Here is a 16176-nt window from a genome sequence, read left to right as displayed (position 1 = left end):
TGTTTTCCCTTGCCTGTACCACCATGTATATGAAAGATTGCTAGAAGTTTTGCCATATTTGATGTAATTTTTGATATTACTTTTGTTTGATGTCGATCCCAGCCAAAAAAAGACACTCCACAGAGTGTCTTTTGTCGTATTGAAGTCAGCTTATGTCGAGGCTATGCCTGTTGTTTTGCTTCCCATTGTTCAGCCAGTTCCCAACCGACGACCGCGTCCTGCACGCCAGGGCGCATCGTTTTCATAAATTCGATCGCTTCCTCGACAGACGTTGCATCGGTTACGCGGGCTTTTTGGCAGGAACCGTCTTTCATCACCAAGGTCAGTTTGACATGCATTCTCTATCCCTCCCTGTTCCTTTGTAGTATAGCAAAAAAAGAACCCCCCGCATATTGCGGAGGGTTCTTGTGTCATCGCAGGATAAAAGATTACTCTTTGCCTTCGATGTAGGTGTACTTGAGATCGTAGTCCGGACCGAAGTTGCGCGGAGTCCAGTCCTTGATGTACGGACGGGATACACGAGCAACTGCACGGTGAACGATCGGGCCGATCGGCATATCTTCCATGAGGATCTTCTCTGCATCGTAGAGGTAGCCCATACGCTTCTTCGCATCCGGCTCAGCTTGAGCCTTCTTGATGAGGTCGTCATACTTCGGGTTGGAGTAGCCAGCCTCGTTGAAGTCGCCATCGGTGATCCACATGTCGAGGAAGGTCATCGGGTCGTTGTAGTCAGCGCCCCAGAAGGAGAATACGATGTCGAAGTCGCCTTGGTTGGAACGTTGCAGACGCAGTTTGAACGGAACGTTCTCGATCTCTACGTCAACGCCCAGAGCGGTTCTCCATTGTTCCTTGATGAACTCACCGGATTTTTTGGAGGTGTCGCCGTCGTCCATCAGGATTTTGATGGTCGGCATCTTGTCGAGGCCAACTTCTTTCAGGCCTTCAGCAAGCAGTTCTTTTGCTTTTGCAGCAGTTTCTTTACGGTTGATCAGGTCGCCGTTGTCCTTGCGGAACTCGCCGCCATCACCGTTGGAAGTTCCCGGCGGTACGAGACCGGTCGCGCCGATGGAACCGTTGTGATAGATGATGTCAGACCATGCATCGCCGTCGATGGAAGCGGTCAGTGCACGACGGATCTTCGAGTTGGTCAGAGCTTTTACTTTCTTCTCGTTGAACTGCAGGTAACCAACAGTCAGTTCAGCCTGAGTGGAGTATTCAGCAGTATCTTTATAGCGATCCACTTGGTCACGTACCAGGGAGAAGCGGTCGATTTGACCAGCCAGGTACAGGTTTTCCAGAGCGGAGGAGTCTTTTACGATTTGATAGTTAACGGTATCGAGCTTAACGTTAGCTGCATCCCAGTAGGTTTCGTTCTTCTTAAAGACTGCGGATTGCTCATGCACCCACTCAGTCAGTTTGAACGGACCGTTGAACAGAGCTTTGTCAACATCAGCGCCGAACTTGTCGCCTTGTTGTTCAACGAAAGCTTGCTTTTGCGGGAAGAACAGCGGGAACGCCATTTGCTCCAGGAAGAACGGAATCGGGTTCACGAGTTTAACTTCGAGCGTCTTGTCGTCGATAGCTTTCACTGCTACATCGTCAGCAGTGCCTTTGCCGCCGTTATATTCAGCGCCGCCTTTGATCCAGGTCATCATGAACGCGTACTGCGAAGCAGTTTCCGGGTTCAGGGTGCGCTTCCATCCGAATTCAAAGTCTTTCGCGGATACGTTGGAACCGTCAGACCATTTCGCGTTGTCACGGATATTGAAGGTGTAGGTCAGGCCATCCGGAGAAACATCCCATTTCTCAGCTACGCCGCCGGTTACCTTGCCGTCTTTGTCCAGACGGATCAGACCTTCGTTGGTTTGACCGAGAACGGTGAAACCGATGGTGTCAGTTGCCAGAGACGGGTCGAGGGACGGAATCTCAGAAGTCAGGTACAGGTTCAGTTCCTGCGCTTCTTTGCTGCCGGACTTTTCGCCGCCAGATTCTTTTTCATCGCCGCAGCCAACAAGAGCTACAGAGGACAGCATGGTGACTGCCAGGCCAAGACCAACCCACTTTTTCGTGTTCATCTCGTAAAACCCCCATTTCGTAATCTTCCCAGTCATAACAAATCGCTGGGTAATTTTTGTCTAAATACATAGACAATTTTGTTTTCTGTATTTGTTGATAATATAGCATGTTTCGACATGCAAAGCAATAGCTTAAACAATTCTTTAGAGCAGTTAAAATTTGATAGTAAACTTAATCCTCGGGCTGTCTACTTCCCTATAAAATATGTTGCCATCTCGTAAAAAATACCGAATGAAACACCCGTCCCTTAGCAGATGCTATAAGAGAAAGGAGTGTTGCGAACATGGATTGGATCGAGCAACTGCAAGAGCACCTGCAGGCGTCCGCTACGGTACAGCTGAGCATCGACGGCCAGATCTGGACGGTGGAACAGCAGAACGGCAGCTATCGGTTCACCAACCGTCTTGGGCGGCAGGAACACTTCCGTTCGGAAGAGGAGCTGATCAGCGCCCTCCAGTCGTGGTACGAGAATCCGGTTACCGTCGTCTTGTAAGTAAAAGAGTCGCCCTGATTCAGGGCGACTCTTTGAGTGAAGACAGAGCTTACTTTTTGCCTTCTACATAGGTGTCGATGAGATCGTAGTCCGGGCCGTAGGACAGGATGCGGAAGTCCTTCACGTACGGCTTCATGATGAACGCGCGGCCGCGGAAGGTCAGCGGACCGATCGGCATTTCTTTCATCAGGAGCTTTTCTGCATCGTACAGGTAGTTCATGCGCTTCTTCGCGTCGGTTTCCAGCTGAGCTTTCTTGATGAGCTCATCGTATTCCTTGTTCGACCATTTCGGATCGTTGAAGTCACCGTCGGTTACGAACATGTCGAGGAAGGTCATCGGATCGTTGTAGTCTGCGCCCCACAGGGAGATAACCATATCGAAATCGTGGCCGTGGGATTTTTCCAGACGCAGTTTGTACGGAACGTTCTCAACTTCAACATCGACGCCGAGGTTTTGGCGGATCTGCTCTTTTACGAACTCTGCAGCTTTCTTACCGACGTCGCCGTCGTCAGCCAGCAGCTTGACTTTCGGGAACTCGGTCAGGCCGACTTCTTTCAGGCCTTCCTGCAGGGTAGCTTTCGCTTTGGATACGTTCTCTTTGCGCTTGATCAGATCGCCGACATCTTTCGTGAAGTCGCCGCCTTGACCGTTGGAGATGCCCTTCGGAGCGTAGCCGGTCGCGCCGACGGAACCGTTGTGGTAGATAACGTCTGCGTATGCATCGCCGTCAACAGCCCAAGTCAGAGCTTGGCGAACTTTTGTAGAGGTGAACGCTTTAACGCGTTGGTTGTACTGCAAGTATGCGGTGGTCAACTCCGGAACTGCTGCGAATTCAGCGGAGCTCTTGTAGTTGTCAACTTGGTCGCGCACGAGACCGGTGCGGTCGATCATGCCGGATTCATAGAGGTTGACAGCCGCGTTGCTGTCTTTAACTACTTGATAGTTGATTTTATCGAGTTTCACGCGCTTTGCGTTCCAGTAGGTTTCGTTCTTTTCGAGGACAGTAGATTGCTCATGCTCCCATGCGGTCATCTTGAACGGACCGTTGTACAGAGCGGTGTTTGCATCCGAACCGTATTTGTCGCCTTGAGCTTCGACGAACTTTTGGTTTTGCGGATAGAAGGTCGGGAACGCCATTTGCTCGACGAAGAACGGGATCGGGTGATCCAAGGTCACTTCGAGCGTCTTGTCGTCTTTCGCTTTAACTGCTACATCATCAGCAGAGCCTTTGCCTGCGTTGTAAGCAGTGCCGCCTTTGATCCATGCCACCATGAAGGAGTACTGAGCGCCGGTTTCCGGGTTCAGGGTGCGCTTGAAGGAGTATTCGAAGTCCTTCGCGGTTACCTTGTCGCCGTTCGACCACATTGCGTTATCGCGCAGGTGGAAGGTGTAGGTCAGGCCGTCCGGAGAAACTTCCCACTTCTCAGCAACGCCCGCTTCCGGCTTGCCGTCTTTGCCGGTGCGCACGAGACCTTCGTTAACTTGTGCGAACGTGGTGAAGGAGAGCGTGTTGGTCGCCTTCGACAGGTCCATGGTCGGGATTTCATCGGTGAGTACCAGGTTCAGTTCTTGCGGTTCTTTCGAGTTGTTTTCTTTTTCACCGCTGTTGTTATCTTCGCTGCCGCAGCCAACCGCCAGGGTTGCCGCCATGGAAGCAGCGAGACCAATCGTGAGCCATTTCTTTGCCATCGTTCATTTACCCCCTATGTGATCTTCATGTAACACACATGTAATTTCTCTGTAATCTTTCTGACAAATATCTTGCTGAAAACAATATAGCAAGCAAATCAGATTTGCGCAAGTCCTTTTTTTGAAAATTATATAAGAGTCGAGCAAAATAAAAAATGGCTCCCCGCATGGGAAGCCTTAGCCGATTTTCTCCAATCTGGTGAAACGGGGCAATACTTTCTTTTCGCCGATCGACGGGTGGAACATCACCGTCAGCTCCAGCGTCTCCTCTTCCCCGCGCTTGTCGAGAACCATGCCCTGTCCCCACTGCGGGTGCTTCAGCATGTCGCCCGACTTCCAGACGATATCCGATTCGATGTAGCCGACGGTGCGGTCTACGAACTCCTCCGGGATCTCGTCAAGAAAGCGCGACGGGTCGTTGCGCTGCGTATTACCGAACAAGGTGCGCTCGGCGCAGTGCAAAAGGTGCAGCTTCTGCTTGGCGCGCGTGATGCCGACATACGCCAGGTTGCGCTCCTCCTCGATGCCTTTGATGTCGTCCATCGAGCGCATGTGCGGGAAGATCGTCTCTTCGCAGCCGATGATGAAGACAGTGGGAAACTCCAGGCCTTTCGAAGCGTGCATCGTCATCATCAGCACCGCCTCGCCTTCTTCCCCTTTCTCCTTGTCATTGTCGGAGAGCAGGGACACTTCGGCCAGAAAGTCGCCGACCGATCCGCCGCGTCGGCGGTCGAACGACTTGGTGATCGAGAACATCTCTTCGATGTTTTCCAGCCGCATCACGTCTTCCTCTTTCGACGAATGCGCATACATCTGCCGATATCCCGTCTTCTCCAGCACCTCGGCCAGATACTCGGACACCGACAGCCCTTCCTGACAGACGTGCAGGTACTTCATCATGTCGTGGAATTCTTTGCAGCTCTGCGCCGACTTCACCGGCAGCCCGTTCTCCTCCGGGAAGCCCATCGCTTCGAGCAGCGTCAAGTCGCGATCATGCGCGTAATCGAGCAGTTTCTGAATCGTGCCGGGTCCGATCGAGCGCTTCGGGGCGTTGATGATCCGCAGCAGAGAGATCTCATCCTGCGGGTTGGCCAGCGTCTTCAAGTAGGCCATCACGTCTTTGATCTCGCGGCGGTCGTAGAACGTCATGCCGCCCAAGATCTTATACGGGATCGCCGCCTGCAGGAACGCTTCCTCGACGATCCGCGACATCGCGTTCGCCCGGTAGAGCACAGTGCAGTCGCCAAAGGAACCGCCGTTGTCCTTATGGTTCTTGACCTGCTGCACGATATAATGCGCTTCATCCTCTTGGTCGATGGCGGTGTAGATCGAGATCTGCTCGCCCCGCCCTTTCTGCGACCACAAGGCTTTGTCTTTGCGGGACTTGTTGTGACGGATGACGGCGTTGGCCGCATCGAGGATCGTCGACGTGGAGCGGTAGTTCTGCTCCAGCTTGATCACGGTCGCTTCCGGGTAGTCTTTTTCGAAGTTGAGGATGTTCGAGATGTCCGCCCCGCGCCAGGCATAGATCGCCTGATCCCCGTCGCCGACGACGCACAGGTTGCGGTACTTTTCGGCGAGCAGTTTGACCATTTTATACTGCGCGCGGTTGGTGTCCTGATATTCGTCGACATGGACGTAGCGGAACTTGTTCTGGTACTGTTCCAGAACGTCGGGCTGCGTTTCGAACAGCTCGACCGTCTTCATGATCAGATCGTCAAAATCCATCGCGTTAAAATCCTGCAGTTTGCGCTGATAGACCCGGTAGACTTGGCTCGCCGCGATATCCTGCAGTTTCTTGCCTGCCGTTTTGGCAAAATCGTCCGGGGTCAACAGCTCGTTTTTCGCAGCCGAAATGCGCCACTGAATCGAGTTGGGATCGAATTTCTTAATGTCTAAGTTCAAGTCGAGCATCGACTGCTTGACTGCCGCCATCTGATCGTCCGAATCGAGGATCGTAAAATTGTTCTGGTAGCCGATCTTTTCCGCTTCGCGGCGCAAAATGCGCACGCACATCGAGTGGAAGGTACTCATCCAAAGATCTTCCGCCGCGTCGCCGACGAGCTTTTTCACGCGCTCGTTCATTTCCTTGGCAGCTTTGTTGGTAAACGTGATCGCCAGGATGTTAAACGGCGACACCCCGCGCACGCCCAGCAGATACGCGATCCGGCGGGTCAGAACGCTCGTCTTGCCCGATCCGGCGCCGGCCAGGATCAAGAGCGGGCCATCTGTCGCCTCGACCGCCGCTTTTTGCTCGGGGTTGAGACCTTTGACTATTTGAGCCGGCTGTATGGTTTGTGTCGTCATTCCTTGGCAACCTCCCTGTTCAGACTTCTATTTTCTCAACGGGGCGGGCCGACTGTCAAGGAACGAAAAGAGCCTCCTCAAGTGAGGAGGCTCTGCTATCAGCTATTTAGTTTTGCGGGTAAGGTGTCTGCTTAGCGTTGTTGGCCGCTCAGCGCTTGCTCTGCGAAAGCTACCAGACGCTTGGTGATTTCGCCGCCGACCGAACCGTTCAGACGGGACGGAGTTTCACCGCCGAGGTTAACACCGAACTCGGAAGCGATTTCGTACTTCATTTGATCCAGAGCGCGAGCCGCGCCGTTCACCAGGATTTGATTCGAGTTGTTGTTGTTTGCCATTGAAAGGCACCTCCTGTATTTGATGTGCGTTTATTTTGTCCTGTTCCACAAAGCTTATACCATCAAACTCTTACCAGTTTGCCACTTGACCAACCGTGTGATTATTGACGGCCGGACATGGCTTGTTCTGCAAATGCTACGAGGCGTTTCGTGATCTCGCCGCCTACCGACCCGTTCAGACGGGACGGGGTTTCACCACCCAGGTTGACACCAAACTCAGAAGCAATTTCGTACTTCATTTGATCCAGAGCGCGTTCTGCACCTTGTACCAGCTTTTGGTTACGATTGTTGTTGTTTGCCACTGTAGGTCACCTCCTTGATGGGATTGGTCTTATTATGGTTGGTTCGCCCCTGCTCCATACAATCGTTTTTCTGGAATTTCAGAGGAGATGTGGAGAGGAAAGGAGACCCCCCATTCGGGAGGTCTCCTTTCTCATACAGGGAATATTCAGTTGGCATTACTGACGGCCAGCCATCGCCTGTTCTGCAAAAGCAACCAGACGCTTGGTGATCTCGCCGCCGACGGAACCATTCAGACGGGAAGGAGTTTCACCGCCCAGGTTTACGCCGAACTCAGAAGCGATCTCGTACTTCATTTGGTCCAGGGCGCGAGCAGCACCGTTGACCAGGATTTGGTTCGAGTTGTTGTTGTTCGCCATGTGTGTCTCACCTCCTCGTTGAGTGTGTCTATAGAATGCCACCTGCGGCGAATTGAATACGCAGATCGGGTTGGAAATCTTATCCGCCTCATGTTACAAATGACCCAAGAACTAGGATGTGCAAGCCGGCCGATTTTATGCAAAATGGAGAGCAGAGGAGGGCACGATATGATCGAACACATTTTTCACAAGCATCCGGAGCTGCGCCACGAAGGAGCACGGGCGATTTCACACGGCTGGGCCAATCAGGTCTGGATCGTCGGCGAACGGCTGGTATTTCGATTTCCGCGCACCCCATTGGGCCAGCGGGAGCTGTGGCAGGAAGCGCAGGTTCTTCCGGAGTTGGCCGGCCGATTGCCGGTGCAGGTGCCGGAATTTTTGTATCGCTCGGCGCCGGAGGACGAGATCGTCTATGCAGGCTACCGGCAGATCAACGGCACGCCGCTGACAGCCGAACTTTTTTCCCGCCTGACGTCTGCAGAAAAAATGAATCTGGCTGTAACGATCGGGTCCTTTTTGACGACTTTACATATGCATACTCCTAATATCGAACTGCCTACGGTTAAAAAAGCGGACTGGGAAGTGTTTTTCCGGGAGATCGAAACGAAAGCATTCCCGCTGTTGAACCGGGAGGAACAGGTGTGGACGCAGGAGATTTTCGATAAGTTTTTGGAGGACCCGGCGAATTTTACCTATCGCCCGCGGCTGCTGCACGGCGACCTCAGTGCCGAGCACCTGCTGGTTCAGGACGGGAAATTGACGGGCGTCATCGATTTCGGCGATTTGCGAATCGGTGATCCGGCCTATGATTTTGTCGGGCTTTATGTCGAATACGGTGCAGACTTTACGCGGGAAGTGCTGGCTCATTACGAGCTTCCACACGATGGAACCTTTTGGCAGCGGGTGAGCGGGTTTTATGCCGGACGACTTCCTTTTCACAGCATCTTGTACGGAGTGGACACGGGCAGCGAATCGCACGTGCAAGCCGGACTTCACAATTTGCGGAAAGGGGTTGGCTTTCCATAACTGTCGTCATCTTGATCGCCATCTTATAGCTGTTTATCTATTTGGATATCAAAGCCACTGTACTGTGGTGAAACGGCGCATCATGCGCAACGACTAAACAGTATAGGAAAGAAAGTATATTTATTGTAGGAACTCAACAGCCCGCCTGAATCAAGGCGGGCTGTTGGTGTTGGTTTGCTCAGGTAATGGTATATTATTAAGGAAGAATTTTTAGCAAACCGGATGCGGCTTTCGTTTGATATACGCACGCACCGCATACGTGTAGCCGAGTTTCTGCTCAAAAAACGGCTCGCTTCCGGCCTGTGCCCCGAGGAAGACGGTGGTCGGAGATGCTTCGTAAAGCATTCTGTTTGTAACAAGGGGGGCGCGAAACCGTCTACTTGTAGAGGAGACCAATTTGTCTAAAAGGAGCCCGCATGAGCGAACCATCGAAACGAGAAGCGATTGAAGGGCTGTTTGCCTTGTATGCTGACGAGATCTATCGCTATGCCCGGTATACGCTGCAAGACCACACAGAAGCAAAAGATGTGGTGCAGGAAGTGTTTTTCCGGGCCTTTCAGCGATGGGACAGCTTTCGTCATGACTCCAGTTATAAAACGTGGCTGCTCACCATCGCCCGCAATTATATGTACGACCTGCTCCGCAAAAAGAAAACCCGGCTGCGCATCCTGACGCAGTGGTTTCGGAAGCAAGAAGAAGTGTACACGCTCTCCGGCGTGGAAGACCGAATGGTGCTCGAAGAGAGCTTGGCGCTGCTGAAGGAATCATACCGGCAAGTGATCATTCTCCGGCAGGTGCAGCAGCTTTCGGTGGCGGAGACGGCGGAAGTGCTGGGCTGGACGGAAGGAAAAGTCCGCACCACACTGCATCGGGCGCTGCACCGGCTGCGCGAACTGACAGAAGGAGTTGATCACGATGAAACCGGACCATGAGCCGAACTGGACTGAGCTGTCCCGCCGCGAGCTGAGCCGCGCAGACCGCCAGGAGATCTGGGAGGGATTGAACAAACGCATCGTCAGTTGGGAGCACGAACAGCCCAAACGCCGCCAGAGGCGAATCGGTCGCGCAGCCGTGCTGTCTTTTGCAGCGACGGCAACTGCTGCGACTCTGCTGTTCGTTCTGCTCCCCCTGCGCGACACCCCGCAGCAAGCTCCGTCGCCGACCGCACAGCAGCCGTACCAGCAGGAAGCCGATCCCCGCGCATTGCTCGAGCAGCTTCTCGCCTCCGCGCAGCTTGGTATGGTGCCGGACTGTACCTTCATAGCCGGAGCAGCGAAGATCGGTGATGTCGAGCGTGTCTATGGTCCGGCCGACCTTGTGGATACAGCCGGAGACGGCCGCTATGCAACCTATGAGGCGGAGAAGTTGGCGTTTGGATTTACTGAAACAGATCTGGTGTATGATGTCCGCTCCTATCGCCCCGAACTGCGGAACATCCGCTATCAAGACGTGAAAACAGTGTTGGGCCAGCCTGAAAAGGTCACTTCGTATGAAGATTCGCAAACCACGCAGGACATTCTGCACTACCGCACCGGAGCCCGGTACGATCTGCTCCTGATCTTCCCCCGCCCGACCTCGCAGCAGCCGAATCCCAGGCTGCATCATATTTCTGTGTTGCAGCCATAAGCACAAAACAAGCTGTGCAGAAAGTTCTGCACAGCTTTTGTTCATTGTTTCTCTACCTCGGCAATCTTCCAACTTCGCCAACCGATCTTCTGTAATGTAAAGATCAAGCTTTCCGTATGTGCTTTTTTCACTTGATTATTTTCGCCGTATTCCAGCATTTCATAAAAGGCAACAACTTGGACTTGTTCCTCTGTACGCGCAGTTTCCTGGAGTGATACTTTCGGAACAGACAATTGATTGGTTTCAGCAAACTGGTAGATCGAACGAATTTTATCCAAATGCTCGGTAGGCAATTCAAGTTCAGCAGTATGACCAGCTTTTACTTGTTCGATCGTGTTCGCCACGACATCCTGAGCCGAAGTCGGACACAAGAACAGGACCAGTACCACAATCGTGGCGAGTACGAGCAATCCGACGTACAGAAGCTTTTTTATCATCGCGAAGTTCCTTTGCTACTTAATTAATATGCGACCGTACCGATCAAGTCCGTGAGGTTAACAGTGCCACAGCAGCAATCAGTAAACTTTACGAATTTTTCACGTGTACGCCTTCAATAATGGTATTCTTTTACGAGTTTCTAGCCAATCTAGAATACAAAGTATATTTGATGAATTGGTTCAGTTTCGAAAACGTTAACAGAGAACCACCAAATTGTCAATTGTATTACGAATCATCTAGCAACGGAAACGACATTCTGGGGAATAGCAAATTGCTATTCCCCAGAATTCGATTAGAATGCATTTTTTGTTCAACTCTGCTCCTTGTTTAACAGTCATGCTTCCACATTCTCTGAGCCGAGTTCCAATGCTTTAGAAAAATCGCTTGCCGCTTCTTCCCATCGTCCCAAACATTGCTTGGCAAAGCCACGGTTGAAATACAGCAGATCAGCGCCGGGATGATGTTTCACCGCCAGATCGAGCGCCTCGATCGCGCCTTCTATGTTGCCAATCTCAAACAAGAGGACAGACAGGTTCACGTGCGCTTCAAGCAGCGCCGGGTCGCTCACACGCGCCGCCAACAGCGCCTGCTGTGCTTCATTTGGGCGCGCTTCCGCCATCTCGATCAGCCCGAGGGTGCAAAGCAATGGTGCATGACGAGCATCGAGCGCCAGCCCCGCCTGCACATCCTCCCGAGCTCGCATCATGTCGCCCGCCGCCAGCATCAAGGTGGCGCGGTTCAAAATTTCCATCAATGAATCGTTGTCGGCCAAAGCCTTCACCACCACCTCATGCGGTCATCCCCGATTGAATGTCCGATTGCCGTACTCAGCCATGTATCCCCTCTACCCTTTTCACGCTTATCTTATCGAACTTGTGCTCATATCAGAACTCGAGCTTGAACATGTTTTTGATACAGCCCCCGATATGGATTCATGAAGCTCAGGCAACAACTGCTGAAGATCGGCGCCAGATGTTTTTACAGGTATTTTTATCTCTCTTTAGGGTGCCCTGTAGTTGATTGTCCGTTACAAGACGTTCCTGATTTACATAATGTACTGTATACCTTTTTCATAGGGAGGATCGCTCAATTAGGAAAGATGCCGCCTGTGGTCTATCCCCGCTCGATCCGTATCAGGACAGGTAAATACCTACGTACGGTGAAAGCCAGGTGGCAAGCTGTTGTAGGTTTCTTCTCACGCTTCAAAAATGCAGTGTCCAAAAACATTTTGAAAGAGGGTAGTAGAACGAATGAATCTGAGACAACATGCTCAAAGATTTGTTGGCCAGCCGATCGTCGCGCATCACATGAATGGAACTGTTCATCACGGTGTCTTGCATTCCGTTACCAATGAAGGGATGTACATTCGCTATCCGGGAGCAGGATTGGCTGCGGCCGATTCGAAGGAACTCGCCTTCAAAGACGCTCTGCTTCAAAACACCGAGGATCAGCCCGACGTTGAGCCCGTGTTTTTTGGGCTCGGCTTTCTCCCTTGGTTAGCTCTCGCAGGTTTCTGGGGCGGAGGGCTCTGGTGGTAATCTGAATCGAGGAGAACACTGTGAGAGGGGGTGACGACATGTACGGTACTTTTGGAGCGTACACTCGCTGGGCAGTCGTATTTCTGATCATCTTCGTGTTGTTCTTCCTGCTCGTTCCGGGCTACGGTGCTGTAGGTCATTGCTAAACTTGTTTTCGATGTACGTACTGCCGCTCTACCATCTCGGTATAGCGGCTAGTTTGTTTTTGTAGGGAAGATTGAAGGCATGGGACGCTTTGATGCTTCTTCCGTGTTACAACCGATGCAAAATCGCACATATTACCGATTTGCTCGAACAGTTGTACCAAAGTCGTCCCCAAAACTAACATTTCCTCTCTCTACGAATAGAACGGTTCGTGATTGGCTGCCTCGCTCCCTCAGCCATTTTTTCTATCGGATGACCGGCAGCAGTCCTATTCAGTTACATAAACTTCAAACGCCCCAACATAGTTTCGACTATTTCAGTTCGAAGGCGTGACGTGTGTCGTTTGAGGAAACAAAGATTGTTGTGATCCCACTTGTCGTTTGCCCTTTGATCACGTAGTAAATAGGGGTAAGTTGCTTGGCATCCATAGGTACGTACGAGAACTCGACAGAAGTCAAAGTACGAAGTTCCACGTTTTCAACTTTTGTCACTTGAAACCTGCTTGTTGCCACTAATTTGGCTTCATCTTCCGTGACTTTTGGACCTTTGACTTCATGATTCTTTATAGGTTCTTGCTCGGTTTCCACCACTGCGCCACACCCGGTGAAGAGCGTGACTGCGAACACAATACCAAAGAACATGAAGGAACGTAATAGCCTATGTGATAAACCCACGAATAATCCCCCTTCTAAATGAAATTATACAAATTATGGACGAAACGTAATGACAGTGTATCCGCTGAATACGCTGCCCCGACCGTCTAATGATCGACCTCCTTTCTGATATCTTATAATGATATGAGATATTGTGAAGACATGGAATATATCTGTCGACTCTCACCGAAATTAAAGGAAAGTTCATCCTCTTCATCTTTTTAGTGTATATTCACAAAAAGACACCCATCAGCAATTTGCCGATAGGTGCCGCTCTGAACCTCAATGAAAAGCGATTAGATCGTGCCGTTCCCCGATGTGTAGGAGTAGCCTGCCGTCGGGTTACCGATATCGGTAAAGCGGGACGGCTGAGAGTAGCCATTGCCATCGATGATTTGGAAATGCAAATGCGGGCCGGACGAGTTGCCAGAAGAACCGGAATACGAGACCACGGAGCCGCGTGCGACCCATTGACCTACGTTGTAGATCCCAAACGAGCTGTTATGCGCGTATTGGGAGTACGAACCGTCCGGGTGCCGGATGACCACCTTGTTGCCATAGCCGGTTGTGTCCCACCCCTTAAATGTGATGGTGCCGCTGGAAACGGCCCGTACCGGTGTGCCGCTCGGTAGTGCAAAATCCCATGCATACTGGTTCCATACATCATAATGACTGTAGGAACCAAAGTTGCCCTGGGTACATTGGTACGTTTTCCCACCTGTCCACGGAGCGAGCATGTCGTTCGGTGCGGCAAGCGTAGCACCTCCCGTCAACGCACTAAATATCACTGCTGCGCTCAAAGTTGCAAGCATTTTCTTCATTAGATAGACCTACTATTTATTTTTGAGTATTACATATTAATTATATAATGTATTTTCATAATTTCAAATACAACAAAAGTATAGGTTTTTAGTGAATAGCAAATTTTGCTGGAGTTTTTGTCCTCTGCTTGCCTTGGCACCCGAAAAATCGATTTGATATATCGTGAGATGGTAGAAGTTTATAGGCTTCAAAACATGTTGTTGGCGTTTCACAATTATTGGAAGGATGATGGCGAGTTGCCCTGCTTCCGCTTGCAGACAAAGCAGACATCGAACCCGCATTTTTTGGCGGCCTGTGCTTCCTGCCTTGGTTAGGCCACGCAGGCTTCTGGGGCGGAGGGCTCTGGTGATAGGAAAGAGTTGACTGGAACAGTCCAGTTCTGGAGCATTCGGCAACTATACTATTTGGGGATTGTATTTCGAATCATCTTTGTTCTGACCGCTATGTCGGCAATGGCATAGCGGTTTCTTTCAATTGTCCGACTCGATATGTTCATCAAACATATCTTTTGATAAACTAAAAATGTATAAATTGGTTATATTTTCTCTCAATAAAGAAGGAGGACAAGCAATGAACTCGGTTTCTCTCTTGAAGAAAAGTGTAACGGTGGCGCTTGAGAAAAAGCAATTGCTCGACGTTGTTGCGAAAGTAGGATTGGTTTTGGATATCAGTGGGTCGATGCGAAGTCTCTATAAGAATGGAACCGTTCAACAAGTTGTAGAACGCATTTTAGCAGTGGCCAGTCAATTCGATGATGACGGGTCTTTGGATGTTTGGGTCTATGACAATGAATTTACCCGTTTGCCGGCGGTGACGGAAAAAGATTTTGCCGGATACGTAAACAATTATATCCTGAACGACGAATCGATCCATAAATTTGGCCGTAACGACGAGCCAAAAGTGATGGCAGACGTGCTGCAGAAGTACTTACATGAAGAGCCTGGCAATATCCCTGTTTTCTTGGTTTTCATCAATGATGGCGGTTGCAAGCCGGGGATCAAGAAATTCATCGTCGAGTCTTCGAGCCAACCAATCTTCTGGCAATTTGTAGGGATTGGAGATTCTAACTTTGATGTCTTGCGAAAGTTAGACACGATGGAAGGCCGCGTTGTGGACAACGCAAACTTTTTCCACTTTGACAACATTGCCGCCGTTTCCGATGAGCAACTCTATGACCAGTTGCTGGATGAGTTTCCGATGTGGTTGAAAGAAGCCAAGGCGCATCTAATTTTGAAATGATTGTACTTTGCCTTGTTCCAAACGCTTACTTCAAGCACAAACACCCGATAAATCACGAGGATTTATCGGGTGTGATGGTAGTAAGTTATAGATCGATAACAAGTTCGTTGGCTGTCACAGCTACAAATAAATGAGTGCGGTATGCCCGTATCCCTTGCTCTGGTATGTGCTTACGAAATCTTCGCCTCAATGCGCAGCTTATCCGCGACCATGGCGATGAACTCCGAGTTGGTCGGTTTCGCCTTGCCCACGTTGACGGTGTTGCCGAAGAGGTTGCGGATCGAGTCGACGTTGCCGCGGCCCCAGGCCACTTCGATGGCGTGGCGGATGGCACGTTCGACGCGGGACGGGGTGGTGTTGTACTTTTCTGCGATCTTCGGGTACAGCACTTTGGTGATCGAGCCGAGGATCTCGACGTCTTTGTAAACCATGCCGATCGCTTCCCGCAGGTAGTGGTACCCTTTGATGTGTGCCGGCACGCCGATCTCGTGGATGATGTTGGTGATCGATGCATCGACGTTTTTGCCGCGCGTCATCTGCTGTTTCGGGGCAGTTCCCGGCACGCGCACCACTTGGCGGATGCGGTTGGCCAGCACGTCCATGTCGAACGGTTTTAAGATATAGTAGGCAGCGCCGAATTCAACGGCACGCTTCGTGATGTTTTCTTGACCGAAAGCTGTCAACATGATGACTTTCGGGTCGTACGCAAGTTGCATGCCTTGGATCTTCTCCAACACGCCGATGCCATCGAGAACCGGCATGATGATGTCGAGGATGATCACATCCGGCTGCTGGCTGTCGAGCAGTTCCAGCACTTCGTTGCCGTTGTAGGCAACGCCGACGACTTCCATGTCGCTTTGATCGGTGACAAATTCTTTCAGAAGCTCCGCAAATTCGCGGTTATCATCTGCGATCAGAACTTTGATATTCTTCACTGAGTAAGAACCCCCTTGTGTACGCTCACCTGACTGAAAAGATATTTCGACAAGACAGTTTTTATTCCTCTATTACCCTTCCATAAACATTTAGACTGATTTCAACAATTTCTGCGTATTTTAATCAGTATTCTTACTTCTTCTGATCAAAACACTCCGTTTCGCAACGTACTTTTGTCGAAAAATATCACAGCG

At 50.9% G+C, this 16176-nt stretch carries 18 protein-coding genes; 6 read left to right on the top strand and 12 right to left on the bottom strand.

Features of this window, described 5'->3' with window-relative positions:
• Window positions 1-161: 161 nt before the first annotated feature.
• Together EV586_RS21230 and EV586_RS16600 are read right to left on the bottom strand one after the other, a co-directional pair.
• Window positions 162-338 carry a hypothetical protein gene (locus tag EV586_RS21230; RefSeq protein ID WP_165898668.1) on the bottom strand — a complete coding sequence of 59 codons (177 nt, stop codon included), beginning with the start codon at window positions 336-338 and terminating at the stop codon, window positions 162-164.
• Between the two features lie 90 nt (window positions 339-428).
• Window positions 429-2075, bottom strand: coding sequence for a peptide ABC transporter substrate-binding protein (locus EV586_RS16600; protein ID WP_165898667.1), 1647 nt, complete (start codon window positions 2073-2075; stop codon window positions 429-431).
• Window positions 2076-2359: 284 nt separating this feature from the next.
• Here EV586_RS16600 and EV586_RS16595 point away from each other — a divergent pair, with 284 nt between their 5' ends.
• A complete protein-coding gene (locus EV586_RS16595) occupies window positions 2360-2569 on the top strand; it encodes a hypothetical protein (protein WP_132946231.1) in 210 nt (69 codons plus the stop codon).
• 49 nt (window positions 2570-2618) lie between these two features.
• Here the strand turns inward: EV586_RS16595 and EV586_RS16590 are convergent, their stop codons facing one another.
• From EV586_RS16590 to EV586_RS16570, 5 genes are all read right to left on the bottom strand, one after another.
• Window positions 2619-4259 (bottom strand): peptide ABC transporter substrate-binding protein, encoded by a 1641-nt coding sequence (locus EV586_RS16590; protein ID WP_132946230.1) that lies wholly within the window; start codon window positions 4257-4259, stop codon window positions 2619-2621.
• 177 nt (window positions 4260-4436) lie between these two features.
• A complete protein-coding gene (gene pcrA / locus EV586_RS16585) occupies window positions 4437-6566 on the bottom strand; it encodes a DNA helicase PcrA (RefSeq protein ID WP_132946229.1) in 2130 nt (709 codons plus the stop codon).
• Window positions 6567-6697: 131 nt separating this feature from the next.
• Window positions 6698-6901, bottom strand: a complete 204-nt coding sequence (locus EV586_RS16580) for an alpha/beta-type small acid-soluble spore protein (protein ID WP_132946228.1) — start codon at window positions 6899-6901, stop codon at window positions 6698-6700.
• A 101-nt stretch (window positions 6902-7002) separates the two neighbouring features.
• Window positions 7003-7203: an alpha/beta-type small acid-soluble spore protein gene (locus EV586_RS16575; RefSeq protein WP_087457607.1), complete on the bottom strand. Its 201-nt coding sequence runs from the start codon at window positions 7201-7203 to the stop codon at window positions 7003-7005.
• Between the two features lie 156 nt (window positions 7204-7359).
• On the bottom strand, window positions 7360-7560 hold the full coding sequence (locus EV586_RS16570) for an alpha/beta-type small acid-soluble spore protein (RefSeq protein WP_087457606.1): 201 nt from the start codon (window positions 7558-7560) through the stop codon (window positions 7360-7362).
• A 168-nt stretch (window positions 7561-7728) separates the two neighbouring features.
• On the opposite strand from EV586_RS16570, the gene EV586_RS16565 reads away from it, so the two are divergent.
• The 3 genes from EV586_RS16565 (at window position 7729) to EV586_RS16555 (ending at window position 10212) form a co-directional block, all read left to right on the top strand.
• Window positions 7729-8586 (top strand): phosphotransferase, encoded by an 858-nt coding sequence (locus tag EV586_RS16565; protein WP_165898666.1) that lies wholly within the window; start codon window positions 7729-7731, stop codon window positions 8584-8586.
• A 416-nt stretch (window positions 8587-9002) separates the two neighbouring features.
• Window positions 9003-9518 carry an RNA polymerase sigma factor gene (locus EV586_RS16560; protein ID WP_132946226.1) on the top strand — a complete coding sequence of 172 codons (516 nt, stop codon included), beginning with the start codon at window positions 9003-9005 and terminating at the stop codon, window positions 9516-9518.
• A complete protein-coding gene (locus tag EV586_RS16555) occupies window positions 9502-10212 on the top strand; it encodes a YjgB family protein (protein WP_132946225.1) in 711 nt (236 codons plus the stop codon). The genes EV586_RS16560 and EV586_RS16555 overlap by 17 nt, the downstream gene beginning before the upstream one ends.
• 41 nt (window positions 10213-10253) lie before the next feature.
• On the opposite strand, the gene EV586_RS16550 is transcribed toward EV586_RS16555, so the two are convergent.
• A complete protein-coding gene (locus EV586_RS16550; RefSeq protein ID WP_165898665.1) occupies window positions 10254-10649 on the bottom strand; it encodes a hypothetical protein in 396 nt (131 codons plus the stop codon).
• 335 nt (window positions 10650-10984) lie between these two features.
• Window positions 10985-11437, bottom strand: coding sequence for a tetratricopeptide repeat protein (locus EV586_RS16545; protein WP_132946223.1), 453 nt, complete (start codon window positions 11435-11437; stop codon window positions 10985-10987).
• Window positions 11438-11900: 463 nt separating this feature from the next.
• On the opposite strand from EV586_RS16545, the gene EV586_RS16540 reads away from it, so the two are divergent.
• On the top strand, window positions 11901-12188 hold the full coding sequence (locus tag EV586_RS16540; protein WP_132946222.1) for a hypothetical protein: 288 nt from the start codon (window positions 11901-11903) through the stop codon (window positions 12186-12188).
• Between the two features lie 455 nt (window positions 12189-12643).
• Here EV586_RS16540 and EV586_RS16535 read toward each other — a convergent pair whose 3' ends face one another.
• Both EV586_RS16535 and EV586_RS16530 read right to left on the bottom strand, forming a co-directional pair.
• Window positions 12644-13006, bottom strand: coding sequence for a hypothetical protein (locus EV586_RS16535; protein WP_132946221.1), 363 nt, complete (start codon window positions 13004-13006; stop codon window positions 12644-12646).
• Window positions 13007-13281: 275 nt separating this feature from the next.
• Window positions 13282-13758, bottom strand: coding sequence for a M23 family metallopeptidase (locus EV586_RS16530; protein ID WP_165898664.1), 477 nt, complete (start codon window positions 13756-13758; stop codon window positions 13282-13284).
• 619 nt (window positions 13759-14377) lie between these two features.
• On the opposite strand from EV586_RS16530, the gene EV586_RS16525 reads away from it, so the two are divergent.
• Window positions 14378-15046 (top strand): vWA domain-containing protein, encoded by a 669-nt coding sequence (locus EV586_RS16525; protein WP_132946219.1) that lies wholly within the window; start codon window positions 14378-14380, stop codon window positions 15044-15046.
• Window positions 15047-15216: 170 nt separating this feature from the next.
• Here EV586_RS16525 and spo0A read toward each other — a convergent pair whose 3' ends face one another.
• Window positions 15217-15981 (bottom strand): sporulation transcription factor Spo0A, encoded by a 765-nt coding sequence (gene spo0A, locus EV586_RS16520; RefSeq protein WP_132946218.1) that lies wholly within the window; start codon window positions 15979-15981, stop codon window positions 15217-15219.
• Between the last annotated feature and the right edge of the window lie 195 nt (window positions 15982-16176).

Source organism: Tumebacillus sp. BK434, assembly GCF_004340785.1.
Classification (GTDB): Bacteria; Bacillota; Bacilli; order Tumebacillales; family Tumebacillaceae; genus Tumebacillus_A.
This window is presented reverse-complemented; position numbering and strand designations above follow the sequence as displayed.